The sequence below is a fragment of the Citrobacter sp. KTE30 genome, from assembly GCF_000398825.1.
In the GTDB taxonomy this organism is placed as follows: domain Bacteria; phylum Pseudomonadota; class Gammaproteobacteria; order Enterobacterales; family Enterobacteriaceae; genus Citrobacter; species Citrobacter freundii.
In genome coordinates, this window is sequence record NZ_KB976055.1 from 2,098,018 (window position 1) to 2,117,473 (window position 19,456).

The window sequence follows — 19,456 nt, forward strand, 5'->3', positions numbered from 1 at the left end:
AAAAAGCTTAATGCAAATCAAAACATACAACCATACAGGCGTTACTCTGGAACAGTCCTGATTTCATTTATAAGTAGGCCATACCATGCAAAACAAGCTCTTAGCGGCAAAGGCTGCACTTCCTGACTACGATCGTACAAAACTGGTTCCGCGTATTGTTCATCTGGGGTTTGGCGCGTTTCACCGCGCACATCAGGGGGTTTACGCTGACATTTTGGCTGCAGACCACGGCAGTGACTGGGGCTACTGCGAAGTGAATCTGATTGGCGGCGAGCAGCAGATTTTCGATCTGAAACAGCAAGATAATCTGTATACCGTTGCAGAGATGTCTGCTGATGCCTGGACTGCGAGAGTCGTGGGCGTGGTGAAAAATGCATTGCATGCACAGGTTGATGGTCTGGAAAGCGTACTGGCAGCGATGTGTGAACCACAGGTCGCGATCGTTTCCCTGACCATAACGGAGAAAGGATACTGCCATTCTCCGGCGACCGGTGAACTGATGTTAGACAATCCAATGATTGCCGCCGATCTGCAAAACCCAAAACAGCCAAAAACTGCGCCAGGCGTAGTGGTTGAGGCTTTGGCACGCCGCAAAGCGGCAGGTTTAGCCGCCTTTACTGTGATGTCCTGCGACAACATGCCTGAAAACGGTCATGTAATGCGTAATGTTGTCACCGCGTATGCCAGAGCGGTGGATGAAGAACTGGCTGCGTGGATCGAACAACATGTGACGTTCCCGTCGACTATGGTTGACCGAATTGTCCCGGCAGTTACCCCAGAGACTCTGGACAAAATTGAACACATCACTGGCGTACGCGACCCGGCAGGTGTGGCATGTGAGCCTTTCCGTCAGTGGGTTATCGAAGATAACTTTGTTTCCGGTCGCCCTGAATGGGAGAAGGCAGGAGCGGAGCTGGTGGCAGATGTCATTCCGTTTGAAGAGATGAAACTGCGTATGCTCAACGGCAGCCACTCTTTCCTGGCTTATCTTGGTTATCTGGCTGGTTATCAACACATTAATGATTGTATGGACGATGAAAACTATCGTCTTGCTGCTCGTGCGCTGATGTTGCAGGAACAAGCACCCACGCTGAAAGTAAAAGGTGTTGATCTACAGCGTTATGCCGATCTGTTAATTGAGCGTTACAGCAACCCGGCACTGCGTCATCGTACCTGGCAGATCGCTATGGACGGAAGCCAAAAATTGCCGCAGCGTATGCTTGATTCCGTTCGTTGGCACATTGTTAACGGCAGTCACTTTGATTTACTGGCGCTGGGCGTGGCGGGCTGGATGCGCTACGTCGGCGGTGTGGATGAGCAGGGCCAGGCGATTGAAATTAGCGATCCGCTGTTGCCCGTGATCCAGAATGCGGTGCGTAGCAGTAACGAGGGCGAAGAGCGCGTTCAGGCGCTGCTGGCGATTGATGCTATCTTTGGTCGTGAACTGCCGCAGGTTGAATTGTTCAAAAACCAGGTTACACAAGCATATCTTGCTTTACTGGCTGAAGGAGCGAAGGCGACGGTTGCGAAGTATGCAGCAAAACTGAAGTAACGAAGATTATGTTTTATGTCGCCATCTGGCTTTCAACGGGCCAGATGGCGCTGTTTTTTCTGGCATTCACACCAATTAGTTCATGCCTAAACGAATCAGCTCGAGGGGGGCATATTTGCCTTCACACCCTTCGATTTCCACTGTTTTTCCGCGGCGAATCTGCTCAGCGGTCAGGCCATCGGTATCTATCGCTGTAATGCGGCCTGTGAGCCCGGTGTCGCTGATCATGACGCGGCTGCCAGTGGTGATTGCGTTACGGTTACGATCGTATGTTTTCATGGTGTTTTCTCCTTTCCAACTTACCGTCAAAGCCCGTGGGCTTTTAGTCCCACGTAACGGGCGCAATATAAATACGCTTCTCGTTAAGGATTTTTTTTGTTTTCGATCAAAATCACAGCTTTTTTTATGCAGTTATGCAGGAGAGGGGAAAACGCAGGAGAAACTCACCCCGGTGTGAGGCGAGCGTAGTATTAATCTTCGCTGAACCAGTCGCTATTTTCCTGACGAATAAGCTGAACGGACTCACCAATTTCCTGGAGATGGAGCATCATTGCGCGCTCGACCGCATCGCCATCATGCTTCTCAAGGGCGGCAAAGATATCGTGATGCTGGCGTAACAGCATTTCAGGCGGGGAAATATGATCCAGGCTCATATAACGAACGCGGTCAATTGTAGCCTTTATATTCTCAACGGTATCCCAGGCGAGTTGGCACTCGGCGATTAAAGCCAGTTTCTGATGAAACTCATCATCAAGCTGGAAGAAATCATTGATCTGTTTTCGGTCAATTGCTATGCGCTGCTGATGCAAATTTTGTTCAAGCTGATAGCACTGTTGGTCGTTGATCAGCGATGCGGCGCGGCGTACCACGGCACATTCAATCGCCTGGCGGACAAAACAACCATTTTGCACCTGCGACAGCGAAATCTTGTTCACATAGCTGCCACGCTGTGGGCGGATCTGAATCAGACCGTTTTCTGCCAGTTTGATGAATGCTTCTCGTACCGGCTGGCGCGACACATTAAAGCGTACGGAAACCTCTTTCTCAGACAGCGGTGTACCGGGTGCGATCAGACAATGCACGATATCACGGCGAAGAATACGGTAAATCTGTTGATTTACTGGCTGTGTAGGGTTGAGCTGCGTTTCTACGGTCATTCATTCTTACTTTTTAGAGAGTTAACCCGGATATTTTATCACTTCTTTCAGGCTATCTATACCCGGCGCAAGGCCGGGCAGATAAATTAGCTCCGATGAATACTCAGCCCGGCAAAAGACTGTGTGACAGGCATCATTTCAAGGGTGTTGATATTGACATGAGCCGGTAAAGAAGCCACCCACCATACCGCTTCTGTGACATCTTGCGGGGTCAGCGCCGTGGTATTTTCGTAGGCTTTTTCAGCTTTGGCATCATCACCTTTGAAACGGACATTAGAGAATTCCGTACCGCCAACCAGACCCGGTTCGATGTCGGTAACGCGAATGGCAGTGCCGTGTAAATCAGTACGTAAATTCAGGCTAAACTGGCGAACAAATGCTTTGGTCGCACCGTAGACGTTACCGCCAGCGTATGGCCAACTGCCCGCTGTAGAACCGATATTGATAATATGACCGCGGTTGCGTTCAACCATGCCTGGCAGAACGGCACGGGTCATATAAACCAGCCCCTTGTTGTTGGTGTCGATCATATTTTCCCAGTCTTCAACGCTGGCCTTATGGGCAGGCTCAAGGCCCAGCGCCAGACCTGCGTTGTTGACCAGAACATCAATATTGCGCCATTCAGCAGGGAGGGCGTCCAGCATCTCTTCAATTGATGCACGATTACGTACGTCCAGTTGCGCGGTATAGAGGCGGTCACCCAATTCCTCTTTCAGTTCCTGCAGGCGCTCCTGGCGGCGTCCGGTGGCAATAACTTTATGCCCATTCTCAATAAAACGACGCGTAATGCACTCACCAAAACCTGCGGTTGCTCCGGTTACTAAAACGATCATCTCACTGTTCCTCAACGCTTTTTATGTAGTACTAACATAGCACGTCATTTCCGTTCAGAGCTATTCCTGCGTAACGCGATTGCGGTTGATTCCTGGGAAGTCTACTCTGGTAAACAAATCGTTTTCAGGAGTGAAAAATGTCGTTAACGAATCCTTTTTTACGTCACAGCACGTTGCCGTATCAGGCCCCGCAGTTTGATCAGATAGAGGTGCAGCACTATCGCCCGGCGTTCGATGAAGGCGTGCGGCAAAAACGTGCAGAGATCGAGGCGATTGTGCAAAACCCGCTAGCCCCTGATTTTGCCAATACGTTGCTGGCGCTTGAACAAAGCGGCGCTTTGTTGACACGCGTAACCAGCGTTTTCTTCGCGATGACGGCGGCGCACACCAACGATGAACTACAGCACCTTGACGAAGAGTTTTCCGCGGAACTGGCGAGCCTTGCCAATGATATCTATCTCAATGAAGCACTCTTCTCGCGCGTTGACGCTGTCTGGCAACGGAGAGGTTCTCTGAGGCTGGAAAGCGAATCATTACGCTTGCTGGAGGTCATCCACCAGCGTTTTGTACTGGCCGGCGCATGTCTGAATGAGACTGATAAAGCGAACCTTAAAGCGCTCAATACAGAGTCCGCCACGCTGACCAGCCAGTTTAACCAACGGCTGCTGGCAGCGAACAAGTCTGCTGCTCTGGTGGTGGATGATGCACGTTATCTGGAGGGACTCAGCGCTGAGGAAATTGCCGTTGCCGCTGAAGCTGCAAGGGAGAAAGGGCTCGACGCGCGTTGGGTTATCCCGCTATTGAACACGACTCAGCAACCGGCGCTTGCGGCGTTACGCGATCGCCATACACGTGAAAGTCTGTTCACCCGCGCATGGAAGAGAGCAGAAAACAATGACGCTAACGATACTCGGGCTATTATTCAGCGACTGGTCGAGATCCGGATGCAGCAGGCGAAACTACTCGGTTTTGCCAATTACGCTGCATGGAAAATTGCCGACCAGATGGCAAAAACACCGGAAGCTGCACTGACTTTCATGCGGGCGATTGTTCCTGCCGCGCGAGCTCGGGCATTAGATGAACAGGCCGAAATCCAGAATGTTATCAATCACGAACAGGGGCAATTTAACGTCGAGGCTTGGGACTGGGCATTTTATGCTGAGCAGGTTCGTCGTGAGAAATATGCTCTGGATGAGGCGCAGCTCAAACCTTACTTTGCCCTTGATACGGTGCTGAACGAAGGCGTTTTCTGGACGGCCAATCAACTCTTTGGCATAAAATTTATAGAACGGTTCGACATTCCTGTTTATCACCCGGATGTTAGGGTATGGGAAATATTTGATCACGATGGCGTAGGTCTGGCGTTATTTTACGGCGATTTCTTTGCCCGGGAATCGAAAAGCGGTGGTGCCTGGATGGGCAATTTTGTTGAGCAATCGCAACTCAATGAAACCCGGCCGGTTATTTACAACGTGTGTAATTATCAAAAACCGGCAAAAGGTCAGCCTGCATTGTTATTGTGGGATGATGTTATTACGTTATTTCATGAGTTTGGGCACACGTTGCACGGTCTGTTCGCCACTCAGCGTTACGCCACGCTTTCAGGGACCAACACTCCGCGTGATTTTGTTGAATTTCCTTCGCAGATTAACGAACACTGGGCGAGTCATCCGCAGGTCTTTGCTCGTTTTGCTCGTCATGTTGTTACCGGGGAGCAAATGCCGCAGGCGTTGCGAGATAAAATGCAGCAGGCCAGCCTGTTTAACAAAGGTTACGACATGACCGAACTGCTCAGTGCTGCATTGCTGGATATGCGCTGGCACGGTCTGGAAAATAGCGCGTTATCTCTTTCGGTCGATCAATTTGAACAACAGGCGCTGGCAGCAGAAGGTTTGGATCTCAAGGCCGTGCCACCACGTTATCGCAGCAGTTATTTTGCCCATATCTTCGGCGGCGGTTATGCCGCGGGTTATTACGCCTATCTGTGGACGCAAATGCTGGCCGATGACGGCTATCAGTGGTTTGTAGAGCAGGGCGGATTAACCCGTGAAAACGGGCAGAAATTCCGCGAAGCGATTTTGTCCCGCGGAAATAGCACTGATTTAGCTGAACTCTATCGCCAGTGGAGTGGACGAGAACCACGAATGGAGTCGATGCTGGAACATCGTGGTTTGAGCGCGTAAGGTTTGTTCAGAGGGGGAAAGTCCTCAATTCAGCTTAGTTAAACATAATGATGCCGATAAATTCATCATTGTGATGAAAAGGGAATTATGCAGTAGGCCGGATAGCGAAGCGCCATCCGGCCTACTGCTTACTGTCGCTTCGCGCATCAACAACCGGATGTGATGCCCGTTTATTTGAATTATCTAAGAAAAGAACCCTGCAATTTAACGTCCTTACCGGAAAAAGTTACTTTTACTCTGTGCGACAATCATTGTTCCAAAACGTTGAACTTCATAGAGGTCTTAAACATGCCTGAACGTACAGAACTTGTTGATAAAATCGTCCTTAACAGTCTGCAAACCTACTTTGAGAATTGGCCACTGGCGACAGCAGAGGATATTGTAATTTTTATCCTGACCGTAACAACTCTGACGGTAGCATCACTGACACTGGACATTCATAGCTATAAAAAGCTTAAGGCATACACATCAGCTTTCTTATCGGTTTTTATCTATCCGCGAAAATAAAAGGCTCAATGAACCGCGACCAATTTGAGCCAGGTATGAACTGAGTCGGCGATACTCGCTATGCCGCGACCAGTGGCATAGCGCAATGCTATTGTTAATCGCGGCTTATTAATTACTATTAAAAAATTTACATAAATTTTCTTTTTTATCGTTAAGATAATTCCATCAGAAACGCTCGAACAGGGAGAGAGAACGTGATGATGAGAAATACGAAGGAAATAGATGCAATCATAAATGAGTTGAACAACTCAATTGATGCCCACTACAAATGGCTGGTAAAAATGTTCCGCTGCGCAGTGTCCTCAGATGTTACTCATCCCGATATTACGGGTGACAACGCTCATTCTGTTTGTCGATTTGGGAAATGGATAAATGATCAATCGCTGAACAATGAGGATGGTAGTAGTTATGTGAGCAAGATTTATTCTGCTCATGAAAAAATGCATGTAATAGGAAAGGAGTTGCTATTGGCAATAGTGGAGAATCGTAGCCATCCATGGCATTTCGACAGCTTCCAGGACGCGCTATTGGCATTTACGTCTGCTGTAATGGACTACAAGATATATTTATTGAATATCCGCAGTAATATCGATGTATTAACGGGTTTACCCGGGAGAAGAATGCTTGATGAGTCATTTGACCAACAACTACTCGATGCCGAACCGCTTAATCTCTATATATTGTTGTTAGATATCGATCGTTTTAAATACGTTAACGATACCTACGGCCATTTGGTTGGTGACGTTGTATTGCGGGCTCTGGCATCAAATTTATTGTCATGGACGCGATATGATGAGGTGGCGTACCGCTACGGTGGAGAAGAGTTCATTATCATCATCAGAACAAAAACGGACGAGCAGGCATGCCAGGCGGGTTTGAGACTTTGTCGTTTGATTGGTCAGAAAAAAATTCCCTACTCTGATGGAGAGATCGCTATCACGGTAACGGCTGGCATAACCCGGGTTCAACCGGGTGAAACGCTGGATACCGCGCTTGGTCGGGCTGACAGGGCGATGTATCAGGGGAAACAGACCGGCAGAAATCGCTGTATGTTTATGGATGAAAATGAGCAGATCGCGTTGGTGGACACCAATGACGGGACCTCGTATCCCCTCAGTGCGTGAGTTTTCGAAAACGCTTTGAGGTAGTTGCGTTTCGTTTAACTTTCATTGGGGTTGTTGATGATAGGTTAGCTGACTATCCGTTATCTTCGCAGGGAATTGCCAGATAGCGTATAAAAGCAAAACACAAATCTATCCATGCAAGCATTTACCGCTGGTTTATCCGGCGGTTTTTTTTATCTGTAAATCAGGAAAAAGGTACCACGAGCGCGATTTGGGCAAAAAAATGGCCCCTTGTGCAGCTACGCAACAAGGGGCCGGGTCGGTGCAGGACTATCTCCGTTCATCAATCATCCCATCTGTGGCTAAAATACGCGGCCAGGAAACCGGAAAATAAAATAATTCCCAGAACAGCCATAAAAATATTCATATTACCCAGCATAGTAAATGCTCCTTTATCTGTGAGTTTCCTCTCTTACCTTAAGTTCACCTCGCTTATGACTATAGTAGCAATTCAATCTTAAACAAAGGCTGAACTGTGTGATTATTTCGGCTGAAAAGTAAATTTTTGACATGAGCACGTCGAATAAAATAAATAATAGTGACGAGACACATTTATCTGCGCACAAATAATCCTGTTTTTAAACCCTGAGACGCTGCTATGACAGTGTGCTGCTGACACAGATTGTTGCACGTTTATAATGCAGAGTTGTCTCATGGTGGTTCAATTTTTCCTTTGATTAACCCGTTTGGTGGGAAAATGTAATACTGATTTTTGTGCTCGAGATGCTAATTTATTGATTTTATATGATGTTTTAATATCTGGCATCGTTTTTGCCTTATCACTTCTGAACACCTTTAATTTGCACCGTTTTGTCTGCCCGGCTGCACCGGAGCTTTCAGCAAGTTTAATTTCAGGAGTGAAACTATGCAGCGTCGTACATTTTTAAAAGCTTTTGCACTTTCTGCCTCTGTTGTAGCAATGGGCGTGAGTTTTAGCGTTCAGGCAGCCGACACCATCAAAGTTGGCATCATGCATTCTTTATCCGGCACGATGGCCATATCCGAAACGCCGCTAAAAGATGTGGCGTTGATGACCATCGATGAAATTAATGCTCAGGGCGGTGTGTTGGGTAAAAAGCTGGAACCGGTGGTGGTTGACCCAGCCTCGAACTGGCCCTTATTTGCTGAAAAAGCAAGGCAGTTGCTGAGTCAGGATAAGGTAGCGGCAGTTTTTGGCTGCTGGACATCGGTTTCGCGTAAATCGGTTCTACCAGTATTTGAAGAATTGAACGGTCTGCTGTTTTACCCAGTGCAATATGAAGGTGAGGAGATGTCGCCTAACGTCTTCTATACCGGCGCAGCCCCCAACCAGCAGGCGATCCCTGCGGTTGAGTATCTGATGAGTGAGGACGGCGGCAGCGCGAAACGCTTCTTCCTGCTGGGCACGGATTATGTTTATCCACGCACGACCAACAAAATTCTACGCGCCTTTTTGCACTCAAAAGGAGTTGCCGATAAAGACATCGAAGAGGTGTACACCCCATTCGGACACAGCGATTACCAGACCATTGTCGCCAGTATTAAAAAATTCGCCGCAGGGGGGAAAACGGCGGTGGTATCAACCATCAACGGCGATTCTAACGTTCCATTCTATAAAGAGTTGGCCAACCAGGGCCTGAAAGCCACCGATGTTCCTGTGGTGGCATTCTCCGTGGGTGAGGAGGAGTTACGCGGTATTGATACCAAACCGCTGGTGGGCAACCTTGCAGCCTGGAACTACTTTGAGTCCGTCGATAACGCTGCCAACAAGAAGTTTGTCGCGGATTACCGGGCGTATGCCAAAGCGCACAAATTACCAAATGCTGAATCGGTGGTGACAAACGACCCCATGGAAGCTACGTATGTTGGCCTCCATATGTGGGCGCAGGCGGTAGAAAAAGCCGGAACGACCGATGTGGATAAAGTTCGCGCTGCAATGGCGGGGCAATCCTTCGCTGCGCCATCAGGCTTTACCCTGACCATGGATGCGACCAACCATCACCTGCATAAACCCGTCATGATTGGCGAGATTGAGGGCAATGGCCAGTTTAACGTGGTATGGCAAACCGATGAGCCGGTCCGCGCCCAGCCATGGAGTCCGTACATCGCTGGTAATGATAAAAAATCTGAACAGCCTGTGAAAACCGCCAGCAACTGATCGTGTGCCCTCCTGCGGGAGGGTACCGCTTTGGAGAACGCTCATGAAAGCTATGCGCTTTATTCGTGGTGTGTTGTTGCTGACGTGGTTTTTGCCGTGGATAGCACAGGCATCAGATGCCGATACCTTTACAGCCGCAAATCGAACTCAGCAGGCCGCCTTGCTTGAACAATGGGCGGTGAATCCCGATGTTCAGCGCATCCCGCTGCTCAGCGCGTTGCGAAATGAGAATCTGCTGACTGATAACGCGAAAAATACCTTCATCATGAACGGCTCGCACGCACAACCGTTAGGAACAGCGACAACCCCAAACGGCGAGCTAAAAAAAATTCGCCTGACTAACCGCCTGCGTAATCTGGTGGCAGGAGCGTTGGCTGTCCATCTGCTTTTAAGTGACAGTGTCATATTAAGGTTAGAGGCAGCTCGTACATTACAGCGTGAGGCACAGCCGGATATGCTGCCGTTTTTACAGCAACGACTGGCTCAGGAGTCAAATGGTGATGTGAAATCCGCGCTGGCTATTGCACTGGCAAATCTGCAGCTGAACAGTTCCTCGCCGGAGGTCAGACGTCAGGCAATCGAACTATTAGGGGCGTCAAATGATCCTGAAACTCAGGCGCGCCTGCAACCATTCACCCAGGCTGAACATGAACCCGATACCCGCGTGCGTGCTGCCGCTGGCGAAAGCCTGAATTCCATCGCGCATCGCATGAAGATTGGCGATCTTCTTGGACAGGCCTTTATGGGGCTGTCACTGGGCTCAATTTTGCTGCTGGCGGCATTGGGTCTGGCTATAACCTATGGATTACTCGGCGTCATTAATATGGCGCATGGCGAGATGTTAATGCTCGGGGCTTACTGTACCTGGATGGTACAACAGCTGATGAGCCAGTTTTTCCCGCAATGGCTAGCCTGGTATCCGGTTATTGCGCTGCCGGTTGCCTTTTTACTTACCGCGGCGGTGGGAATGCTGCTTGAGCGCGGGGTGATCCGCCATTTATACGGGCGTCCTCTCGAAACGCTGCTGGCGACCTGGGGGATCAGCCTGATGCTCATCCAGTTGGTGCGTATGTCCTTCGGCGCGCAAAACCTGGAAGTCGCCAATCCGGCATGGCTTTCAGGGGGGATTCAGGTTTATGCCAATCTGATTTTACCGTGGAACCGAATTGTGGTGCTTGGCTTTGCCATGCTGGTGCTGTTCTTCACATGGCTGCTGTTGAATAAAACGCGTCTCGGGCTGCGTGTGCGTGCCGTGACGCAAAATCGCAATATGGCGGCCTGCTGCGGCGTACCTACCGGACGCGTCGATATGCTGGCCTTTGGCCTTGGTTCAGGCATTGCCGGACTGGGAGGCGTGGCGCTCTCGCAATTAGGTAACGTAGGACCGGAGTTGGGGCAAAGCTACATTATCGATTCTTTTTTGGTGGTGGTACTGGGCGGCGTGGGACAACTCGCCGGGAGCGTGGCCGCGGCGTTTGGACTGGGGATCTTCAATAAAATTCTGGAGCCTCAGGTGGGGGCGATTCTAGGCAAAATCATGATTCTGGTGCTGATTATTCTGTTTATTCAGAAACGTCCGCAGGGGTTGTTCGCGCTAAAAGGGAGGGTTATTGACTGATGACGATGCCAATGACATTAACGCTGGCGCGTAAAGCGCCACGCGCGACGCGCATCCTGGGGCTGGGGTTATTGCTGGCGTTGATTACTCTGCCGTTTCTTGCGCTGTTACCTGCGGACCATCCGCTGGCTATATCGGTGTGGACGCTAACGCTGGCCGGGAAAATTCTCTGTTATGCCATTGTCGCGGTCGCGCTGGATCTGGTGTGGGGCTATGCCGGCATGCTCTCGCTGGGACACGGTATTTTCTTTGCGCTGGGAGGGTATGCGATGGGAATGTACCTGATGCGCCAGGCCTCTGGCGAAGGATTACCGGCCTTCATGTCATTCCTGTCGTGGAGCGAGTTGCCGTGGTTTTGGTGGGGGACGCAACATTTTATCTGGGCGCTCCTGCTGGTCGTTCTGGTTCCTGGCCTGCTGGCGCTGGTATTCGGTTGGTTTGCCTTTCGGTCAAAAATCAAAGGGGTCTATTTCTCTATCATGACCCAGGCCCTAACGTTCGCAGGAATGCTGCTGTTTTTTCGCAACGAAACGGGTTTTGGGGGAAATAACGGTTTTACCGGCTTTACCACCATTCTGGGATTCCCGGTAACCGCCACCTCAACCCGTATCGCGCTGTTTCTGGCGACGGTCATGCTGCTGGTGCTGGCATTATGGCTGGGACTGGCGCTGGCCCGCAGTAAGTTCGGTCGTATTTTGACTGCCGTGCGGGATGCAGAGAACCGTCTGATGTTCTGTGGTTACGATCCGAAAGGTTTCAAGTTACTGGTGTGGACGCTTTCCGCTGTACTGTGCGGCCTGGCAGGGGCGCTGTATGTTCCGCAGGTGGGGATCATTAACCCCAGCGAAATGTCGCCGACCAACTCGATTGAAGCGGCGATTTGGGTTGCCCTCGGCGGACGTGGAACCCTGATCGGCCCGGTATTCGGCGCCGTGTTGGTGAACGGTGCGAAAAGCCTGTTTACGGTGATTATGCCGGAATACTGGCAGCTGTTTCTTGGCCTGATCTTTATTGGCGTTACGCTGTTTTTACCCCGAGGTGTAATTGGTCTGTTTCGCAAGGGAGACAAATAATGCAGCCAGATGAAGGGCTATTTACTCGCCAGATGCCGGGGGATCGGTTTCGCAACCAGACTGATCCGGTGCTACAGCTGGAAAAAATTAACGTTAACTTCGATGGCTTTCAGGCGCTAACCGATCTCACGCTCAATATTGGGGTTGGGGAACTGCGTTGCATCATCGGACCCAACGGCGCCGGAAAAACGACGTTAATGGATGTCATTACCGGCAAAACCAGGCCGCAAAGTGGTCGTGCGATATACGATCAGTCGACCGACTTAACGACGCTGGATCCCATTGCCATTGCACGTCAGGGGATTGGACGGAAATTTCAAAAGCCCACGGTATTTGAAGCATTAACGGTGGAAGATAACCTGGAGCTGGCGCTGAAAAATGATAAATCTGTCTGGGGTTCTCTACGGGCACGACTCTCAGGCGAACAGCGGGATCGTATTGATGAAGTACTGGCGCTGTTGCGGCTGGGTAATGAGCGGGCCCGCAGCGCCGGTCTGCTTTCGCATGGGCAAAAACAGTTTCTCGAAATTGGCATGCTGCTGGTACAGGAGCCACATTTACTGCTACTGGATGAACCCGCGGCGGGGATGACGGATGCGGAAACGGAATACACGGCGGAGCTGTTTCGCCAGCTTGCCGGTAAGCACTCTCTGATGGTTGTTGAGCACGATATGGGATTTGTCGAAACCATTGCCGATCGCGTTACAGTATTACATCAAGGACGTGTCCTGGCTCAGGGGAGCCTTCGTGAAGTGCAGGCCAACGAGCAGGTTATTGAAGTTTATCTCGGGCGTTAAGGAGTGCAGATGCTGCAGGTGAAAGAACTGAATCAATATTATGGCGGCAGTCATATTCTGCGCGGGGTGAACTTTGAAGCGCGTATCGGTGAGGTGACATGTCTGCTGGGGCGTAACGGCGTGGGGAAAACAACGCTACTTAAGTGTCTGATGGGGCTTATTCCGGCCCGCAGCGGAAGCGTGCTCTGGCAGGAGAAAAATGTCACTCACTGGAAGCCGCATCAGCGGGTCAGGGCCGGTGTGGCGTATGTCCCGCAGGGGCGTGATATTTTTCCTCGTTTGACGGTAGAAGAGAATTTGCTGCTCGGCCTTTCCCGTTTTTCAGCACCGGAGGCCCGACATGTGCCGGATGATATTTACGCGCTCTTTCCGGTTTTACAGGAAATGAAGCATCGGCGGGGCGGAGATTTGTCCGGCGGGCAGCAGCAGCAACTGGCGATTGGGCGAGCACTGGCAAGTCGCCCACAATTGCTGATCCTTGATGAGCCTACCGAGGGGATCCAGCCGTCGGTGATTAAAGAGATTGGTCAGGTGATTTCCCAACTGGCGCATCGCGGCGATATGGCCATTTTGCTGGTGGAGCAGTTCTATGATTTTGCCGAGCAGCTCGCCGACAAATACCTGTTGATGTCGCGGGGCAGCATTATTCAAAGCGGCGACGGTAAAAATATGGAGGCCGAGGGCGTTCGGGGACTGGTTGCTATCTGAGGTATGCGACAGAGCGACTGTGGCTCTGTCGCGAACATAATAACTAGCAGACCGCCGTCTGGCCCCAGGGTTTGGCGCGCATGCCTTTTATCATTAGCGCCCAGGCAAGAACGATCGCCACTATCAGCGCCACAAACAGCGACCATGGTGGCAATGTGGTTAAAATGACGCCGCTGACTAATGGGTTAACCGCTGCGCCAAGCCAGCCTAACGACTGGGCGGAAAAATAGCTGGCTTTCATACCTGCTGGCGCGATGTTGTCGATAAGCATGTATTCACCCGGCGCGTAGATGACTTCGCCGATAGTGAAAAAGGCAGCAGAAATTCCCCATAACAACAGACTGTTGCCGGAGAAAGCGAAACCAACCAGGCCAACGACAAAGAAGACTGTACCCAATGTCATTAACGGGCGGATATTCGTGGCGGTGAGCCTGCGACCAAGTGCGTACTGCAGTGATACTACGATGGCGGCGTTGACGGGCAGGACGACTGCCACCACTTTCTCGGCAAAATCGCCATCGGCGACCACCATAACGTATTGCGAAATACAGGATGCAAAGGCGCCGCCAACGAATGATGCCAAAAATGCTGACAGCGTAAACCAGAATAATGCTCTGTCGCGCAGCAGTACTGAAGGGGACCAAACAGCGGCATTTACACCTTCTGCGGTTGCCGGTGAACGTTTTACCCACGTCTGGATAAACACCAGAGGTAGCGCAGAACAGGCGGCAGCCAGCCAGAACGGCAGGTTAATGCTTTGCATAACCAGCAGCGTGCCCAGCGGCGGACCAACGGTCCAGCCGATGTTCAGCACGGTATAGTTAAGTGAGAAAATTTTCGTTTTGTTGGTCGCAGACAAGTTATCGGCAAACCAGGCTTTCAGCACCGTGGCGAAGACGGAGTAGGCGCAGTTGATCAGGGCAAAGAGCAAAACCACTATCACGACGTTATGCACCAGCGGAATAGCAATAAAGCCGGAGGCAAAGCCGCAGATAGCCAGCAACATATAGCGTTTTTTATCGAACTTGTCGGCCAGAATACCAAAGCCAAGGCTGAAGACGACGCCTATGGTCAGTGCAACCGTCATCGCATAACCGATCAGGTCGACGCTCAGTTGATACTGTCGACTGAGGTAAATCGTCATAAATGGCAGCGTGGCGCCACGACCAATGGTTAATAACAAAGATGACGCAAGTAACGCGAGAGTGGACCTTCTCAGAGAGATATTCATTTTCCTGCCCGACAATGCATGTTGTTATGTTTTTTTTAGATATCAGAAACAAATAGCATGCTAAAAGTGTGATGTACACCCAATAAGTTGTCCGAAAATGCCCTGTGTGGCCTACCTGAATTAATGATCTGTTACGGTACAACGATTTCCGTTACTTTAACTTGTTTACAAAAATTTAATATTTGCAGGGGCGGTGGTATGTCGCGTAAAGACGGGTTATTGGCGTTACTGGTCGTTGTGGTTTGGGGACTGAACTTTGTTGTCATTAAAGTGGGTTTGCACAATATGCCGCCGTTGATGTTGGCAGGGTTACGCTTTTTGTTGGTGGCGTTCCCGGCGATTTTTTTTGTTGCCCGCCCGAAAATTCCGCTTTCGCTTTTACTCGGCTACGGCCTGACAATTAGTTTTGGACAGTTCGCGTTTCTCTTCAGCGCCATCAAATTCGGTATGCCTGCCGGGTTAGCTTCTCTGGTATTACAGGCTCAGGCGTTTTTCACCATCATTCTGGGGGCATTCGCCTTTGGCGAACGTCTGCAGGGTAAACAGCTGGTAGGAATTGCGCTGGCGGTATTTGGTGTGCTGGTACTGATTGAAGCCAGTCTGAACGGTCAGCATGTTGGCATGCTCGGTTTTATGCTGACGCTGGCGGCGGCGCTAAGCTGGGCCTGCGGCAATATCTTTAACAAAAAAATCATGCAGCATACATCGCGTCCGGCCGTTATGTCGTTGGTGGTATGGAGCGCGTTAATCCCCATTGTTCCGTTCTTCCTGGCCTCATTACTTCTCGATGGTCCAGCGCAAATTACCCAAAGTCTGGTGGCGATAGATTTGACGACTATTCTGTCACTGGTGTATCTGGCGTTTGTGGCGACCATTGTGGGTTATGGCATCTGGGGTTCGTTACTCGGACGCTATGAGACCTGGCGGGTAGCGCCGCTATCGCTGTTGGTGCCGGTTGTCGGTCTGGCGAGTGCGGCCGTACTGCTGGACGAAACACTTAGCGGATTACAGCTACTTGGTGCGCTACTGATCATGGCTGGGCTGTATATCAATGTGTTTGGTTTTCGGTTGCGTAAAGTTGCGTCGGTGAAGGGCTAAAAAAAGCCCCGCAGTAGCGGGGCAATATAATTACAGGTTGCGCAGATTGTAATAAGGCACACCTAATTCGTCGGACTTGTCGCTGCCTGCACCCATATGATTAAAATCGAACGGGGACTGATCGTGCGCAGGGGGCATAATCATCGCGTCGCGACTGTTCTGTGTGGCAGGTTGCGCGGTCTGTTCCGCCATGCTCTGACCCGAAACAACAAACAGCAGGGCCAGCATTGCATAAGACAGAAGTTTCATGATTTCCTCGGTTACGTCGTTAACTGGCGATTAGCAATTACATTGATTGAGTGGAAGCAAATAGCGCGATTCGCCATGCATATTCGTCATACGGTATTTGTGCGGCGGAACATCAAAATAGTTTTTGAATGTCCGGGTCAGCGTCTGCTGAGACTCAAAACCGTAACGCTCTGCCAGATAAAGAATGGGCTCGTTACTCTCTTTTAATTTTTGCGCTATTTCAGTCATTTTACGGCTGCGAATGTATTGACCCAGTGAATGACCGGTTTCTTTTTTAAACATCCGTTGCAGGTGCCATTTGGAGTAACCTGAACGCTCAGACACTTTTTCCAGTGAGAGCGGCGATTCAAGGTTATTTTCGATCCAGTCCAAAATGCTATGAATAGTGATTGTGTCAGTATTGCGTCTGGACATCGTCATACCTCTTTCTGTTTACGGCAGGATTCTCTTAAGCAAGTGCTCAAGTGTGGCTACTTCATCCGCCGTTAAGTTTTTTGTTAGTTCCTGGTGCAGGTCTTGCCCTACTAATTGATGACACTGCTCGCAAATTGCTGCGCCATGATCGGTGAGTTTTACCAGCACGCCACGCTTATCATGTGGATTCGGAAGCCTTTCTATCCAGCCTTTACAGGCCAGTCTGTCCAGCATCCGCGTCAGGGCGCCAAGGTCGACAGACAGCACTTTTTTCAATTCGACAGGGGTGATGCACACCGCGCAACGGATGGAGCAGAGCACCTTGAACTGCGATGCCGTGATATCCAGCGGTGACAGATAGTCGTTTAGCAAACGATCTTTTTTCTGATTAACCATATAGATCAAACGACCCAGTGGGATGATTTCGTTAAACAGATCACTGGTGTTTTTCACAATGGTTGCCCTGGCAAGTAGTTAGTCACGGCTGATATTATTGCTTAGGCAAATATAAGTCAAACGAATGGATCCGCAAATGCCACGTTTTGCTAAATCATCAGACTAAATACCTGGCGAGTGGAATTTTAACGGTTTGATAATTATGGTTTATACGTGCGGATGAAAAATGAATCCTTACATCACGAAAATGGCTTATCTCGCGGATTTCACCGTATACTTGCCGCTGACGATTAACGCACAGGAAAGATGACATTATGATGGACTTGTTTAAAGCAATAGGACTGGGGCTGGTAGTCCTGTTACCGTTGGCAAACCCGTTAACCACAGTGGCGTTGTTCCTTGGCCTCGCCGGCAATATGAACAGCGCAGAGCGTAACCGTCAGTCACTCATGGCATCTGTCTATGTATTTGCCATTATGATGGTGGCCTACTACGCCGGGCAGGTGGTAATGAATACGTTCGGGATTTCGATTCCCGGGTTACGTATTGCGGGTGGGTTAATCGTTGCGTTTATCGGCTTTCGGATGCTGTTTCCACAGCAGAAGGCGCATGATTCTCCGGAAGCGAGAAGCAAGTCTGAAGAGCTGGAAGACGAACCGACGGCCAATATCGCCTTTGTACCGCTGGCCATGCCAAGCACTGCCGGTCCGGGGACGATTGCGATGATCATCAGTTCCGCGTCAACCGTGCGTCATGGCTCCGAATTTCCGGACTGGGTGATCATGATCGCGCCGCCGATTATTTTTGCGGTTGTCGGGATTATCCTGTGGGGCTGTTTGCGCAGTTCCGGGGGGATCATGCGGCTGGTCGGTAAAGGTGGTATCGAAGCGATTTCTCGTTTGATGGGCTTCCTGCTGGTGTGTATGGGCGTGCAGTTTATTATTAACGGCGTGCTGGAAATTATCAAAACCTACGCTTAAAACACTATGCCCGGTAATATTTACCGGGCATATTTTTTATGAATGCTGAGGCTGTTCTTCCAGTGATACCGGCCATTTACGAAAGATAATCACCGACCATATCAACGCGGCAACGGCAGGCACTGCGCCGACGTAACCAATCGTAGACATCGACCAGTGCAAACTCACCTGATTGCCTACCAGCGCGCCAGCGCCAATACCGATATTAAAGATTCCTGAGAATAGCGCCATTGCGACGTCAGTCGCATCCGGAGCAAGCGCCAGAACTTTCACCTGCATACCCAGGCCTATCAGCATGATAGCGACGCCCCAGAAAATACTCAGGATGGCAAGGTGCATTTCGCTGTCAGCGGCGGGAAGTAACAGTACCAGGCATATCGTCAAGAGGGCAATGGCACTGCTAATCAGTACGGACGCATGCAGATTACCCAGCTTACCGAAAATGACGCTACCGACAATTCCCGCACCACCCAGAACCAGCAACAGGACAGTAGCAAAGTTTGCGCTCAGGCCCGCAACGGTCTGCACAAACGGTTCGATATAGCTATAGGCCGTATAGTGCGCGGTGACCACAATCACCGTCAGTAGATACAGACTCATCAATGCCGGGCGATGGAATAACACGGGCAGGCTTTTTAAAGAGCCGGAGTGCTCACTGGGTAGTTTGGGAAGGAGCTTAATCAGGCAAAGCAGGGTAACTAACGCCCCCATACCGATGGCGAAGAAGGTTGTGCGCCAGCCAAAATACTGACCGACGATACGCCCGATGGGCAGCCCCAATACCATCGCCAGCGCAGTGCCAGTGGCAATCAGGCTGAGAGCCTGTGCACGTTTCCCGGCAGGAGCCAGGCGAATTGCCAGCGATGCGGTGATCGACCAGAAAATAGCGTGCGCAAAGGCAATACCAATACGGCTAATTACCAACACGGTAAAATTCCATGCCAGGAAAGAGAGCACATGGCTGGCGATAAACACAACAAACAGACAGATCAGAAGTTTTCGGCGCTCCACCTGACTGGTAAGTAACATGAAGGGGAGCGACATCAAGGCAACAACCCAGGCGTAGATCGTCAGCATGATCCCGACCTGAGCGGTCTGCATATTGAAGCTTTGTGCGATGTCGGAAAGCAAACCGACAGGGACAAACTCTGTGGTATTGAAAATAAAACCGGCAATGGCAAGCGTAACTACCCGTAGCCACGCGACCTTGCGGGAAACAGTGTCTGTTGTCATATCAAATAAGAGGATCAGCTGCGAAAAGGTAAGGCCACGATCTTAAAACGTTTGCTGGCGAAAATACAATCATTTTGTGATGCGGATCTCATTTCATTGGCAGGGCGCTACAATTTGCTGTCGAACATTCCTCATATTTTTAAGTATTTCAATAATAATGAAATTC

At 50.3% G+C, this 19,456-nt stretch carries 20 protein-coding genes; 11 read left to right on the forward strand and 9 right to left on the reverse strand.

Annotated features, from left to right (window positions below):
* The first annotated feature begins 85 nt into the window (after positions 1-85).
* Complete coding sequence (locus WC1_RS13020) at positions 86-1,552, forward strand: mannitol dehydrogenase family protein (RefSeq protein WP_016150223.1); 1,467 nt, start codon at positions 86-88, stop codon at positions 1,550-1,552.
* A 75-nt stretch (positions 1,553-1,627) separates the two neighbouring features.
* Here WC1_RS13020 and ydfZ read toward each other — a convergent pair whose 3' ends face one another.
* From ydfZ to ydfG, 3 genes are all read right to left on the reverse strand, one after another.
* Positions 1,628-1,831, reverse strand: coding sequence for a putative selenium delivery protein YdfZ (ydfZ, locus tag WC1_RS13015; protein WP_003032393.1), 204 nt, complete (start codon positions 1,829-1,831; stop codon positions 1,628-1,630).
* A 191-nt stretch (positions 1,832-2,022) separates the two neighbouring features.
* Positions 2,023-2,709 (reverse strand): GntR family transcriptional regulator, encoded by a 687-nt coding sequence (locus WC1_RS13010; protein WP_003032396.1) that lies wholly within the window; start codon positions 2,707-2,709, stop codon positions 2,023-2,025.
* Between the two features lie 86 nt (positions 2,710-2,795).
* Positions 2,796-3,542 (reverse strand): bifunctional NADP-dependent 3-hydroxy acid dehydrogenase/3-hydroxypropionate dehydrogenase YdfG, encoded by a 747-nt coding sequence (ydfG, locus tag WC1_RS13005; protein WP_003032398.1) that lies wholly within the window; start codon positions 3,540-3,542, stop codon positions 2,796-2,798.
* 137 nt (positions 3,543-3,679) lie between these two features.
* On the opposite strand from ydfG, the gene dcp reads away from it, so the two are divergent.
* From dcp to WC1_RS12990, 3 genes are all read left to right on the forward strand, one after another.
* Positions 3,680-5,725 carry a peptidyl-dipeptidase Dcp gene (gene dcp, locus WC1_RS13000; protein WP_016150224.1) on the forward strand — a complete coding sequence of 682 codons (2,046 nt, stop codon included), beginning with the start codon at positions 3,680-3,682 and terminating at the stop codon, positions 5,723-5,725.
* 288 nt (positions 5,726-6,013) lie between these two features.
* Positions 6,014-6,232 (forward strand): hypothetical protein, encoded by a 219-nt coding sequence (locus tag WC1_RS12995; protein ID WP_003836310.1) that lies wholly within the window; start codon positions 6,014-6,016, stop codon positions 6,230-6,232.
* Between the two features lie 197 nt (positions 6,233-6,429).
* The gene (locus WC1_RS12990) at positions 6,430-7,356 is read left to right on the forward strand and encodes a diguanylate cyclase (RefSeq protein WP_016150225.1); all 927 of its coding nucleotides are present in this window, start codon (positions 6,430-6,432) and stop codon (positions 7,354-7,356) included.
* Positions 7,357-7,639: 283 nt separating this feature from the next.
* Here WC1_RS12990 and mgtS read toward each other — a convergent pair whose 3' ends face one another.
* Positions 7,640-7,735 (reverse strand): protein MgtS, encoded by a 96-nt coding sequence (gene mgtS / locus WC1_RS24695; protein ID WP_003032406.1) that lies wholly within the window; start codon positions 7,733-7,735, stop codon positions 7,640-7,642.
* Between the two features lie 486 nt (positions 7,736-8,221).
* Between mgtS and urtA the strand changes: the two genes are divergently transcribed.
* Genes urtA through urtE form a run of 5 tightly spaced genes read left to right on the forward strand, consistent with a single transcriptional unit; the run spans position 8,222 to position 13,689 of the window.
* The gene (gene urtA, locus WC1_RS12980; RefSeq protein WP_003032408.1) at positions 8,222-9,493 is read left to right on the forward strand and encodes an urea ABC transporter substrate-binding protein; all 1,272 of its coding nucleotides are present in this window, start codon (positions 8,222-8,224) and stop codon (positions 9,491-9,493) included.
* A 43-nt stretch (positions 9,494-9,536) separates the two neighbouring features.
* Positions 9,537-11,111, forward strand: coding sequence for an urea ABC transporter permease subunit UrtB (gene urtB / locus WC1_RS12975; RefSeq protein WP_016150226.1), 1,575 nt, complete (start codon positions 9,537-9,539; stop codon positions 11,109-11,111).
* Complete coding sequence (gene urtC, locus WC1_RS12970; protein ID WP_016150227.1) at positions 11,111-12,184, forward strand: urea ABC transporter permease subunit UrtC; 1,074 nt, start codon at positions 11,111-11,113, stop codon at positions 12,182-12,184. Before urtB ends, urtC begins: the two co-directional genes overlap by 1 nt.
* Positions 12,184-12,981, forward strand: coding sequence for an urea ABC transporter ATP-binding protein UrtD (gene urtD / locus WC1_RS12965; protein ID WP_003032414.1), 798 nt, complete (start codon positions 12,184-12,186; stop codon positions 12,979-12,981). Before urtC ends, urtD begins: the two co-directional genes overlap by 1 nt.
* Before the next feature lie 9 nt (positions 12,982-12,990).
* Positions 12,991-13,689 carry an urea ABC transporter ATP-binding subunit UrtE gene (urtE, locus tag WC1_RS12960; RefSeq protein ID WP_003032416.1) on the forward strand — a complete coding sequence of 233 codons (699 nt, stop codon included), beginning with the start codon at positions 12,991-12,993 and terminating at the stop codon, positions 13,687-13,689.
* Positions 13,690-13,732: 43 nt separating this feature from the next.
* On the opposite strand, the gene ydeE is transcribed toward urtE, so the two are convergent.
* Positions 13,733-14,920 carry an efflux MFS transporter YdeE gene (gene ydeE, locus WC1_RS12955; protein ID WP_016150228.1) on the reverse strand — a complete coding sequence of 396 codons (1,188 nt, stop codon included), beginning with the start codon at positions 14,918-14,920 and terminating at the stop codon, positions 13,733-13,735.
* Between the two features lie 198 nt (positions 14,921-15,118).
* On the opposite strand from ydeE, the gene eamA reads away from it, so the two are divergent.
* Positions 15,119-16,018, forward strand: a complete 900-nt coding sequence (eamA, locus tag WC1_RS12950; protein WP_016150229.1) for an O-acetylserine/cysteine exporter — start codon at positions 15,119-15,121, stop codon at positions 16,016-16,018.
* A 30-nt stretch (positions 16,019-16,048) separates the two neighbouring features.
* Here the strand turns inward: eamA and marB are convergent, their stop codons facing one another.
* The 3 genes from marB to marR are packed head-to-tail and all read right to left on the reverse strand — an operon-like array spanning position 16,049 to position 17,134.
* A complete protein-coding gene (gene marB / locus WC1_RS12945; RefSeq protein WP_003032422.1) occupies positions 16,049-16,267 on the reverse strand; it encodes a multiple antibiotic resistance protein MarB in 219 nt (72 codons plus the stop codon).
* 30 nt (positions 16,268-16,297) lie between these two features.
* Positions 16,298-16,681 (reverse strand): MDR efflux pump AcrAB transcriptional activator MarA, encoded by a 384-nt coding sequence (gene marA / locus WC1_RS12940; RefSeq protein ID WP_003032424.1) that lies wholly within the window; start codon positions 16,679-16,681, stop codon positions 16,298-16,300.
* 18 nt (positions 16,682-16,699) lie between these two features.
* Complete coding sequence (marR, locus tag WC1_RS12935) at positions 16,700-17,134, reverse strand: multiple antibiotic resistance transcriptional regulator MarR (RefSeq protein WP_003032426.1); 435 nt, start codon at positions 17,132-17,134, stop codon at positions 16,700-16,702.
* A gap of 257 nt (positions 17,135-17,391) precedes the next feature.
* On the opposite strand from marR, the gene WC1_RS12930 reads away from it, so the two are divergent.
* A complete protein-coding gene (locus WC1_RS12930) occupies positions 17,392-18,057 on the forward strand; it encodes a MarC family NAAT transporter (protein ID WP_003032428.1) in 666 nt (221 codons plus the stop codon).
* Between the two features lie 36 nt (positions 18,058-18,093).
* Here WC1_RS12930 and WC1_RS12925 read toward each other — a convergent pair whose 3' ends face one another.
* Entirely contained in the window at positions 18,094-19,290 is a 1,197-nt protein-coding gene (locus WC1_RS12925; protein WP_003032430.1) for a sugar transporter, read from the reverse strand.
* Positions 19,291-19,456 lie beyond the last annotated feature (166 nt).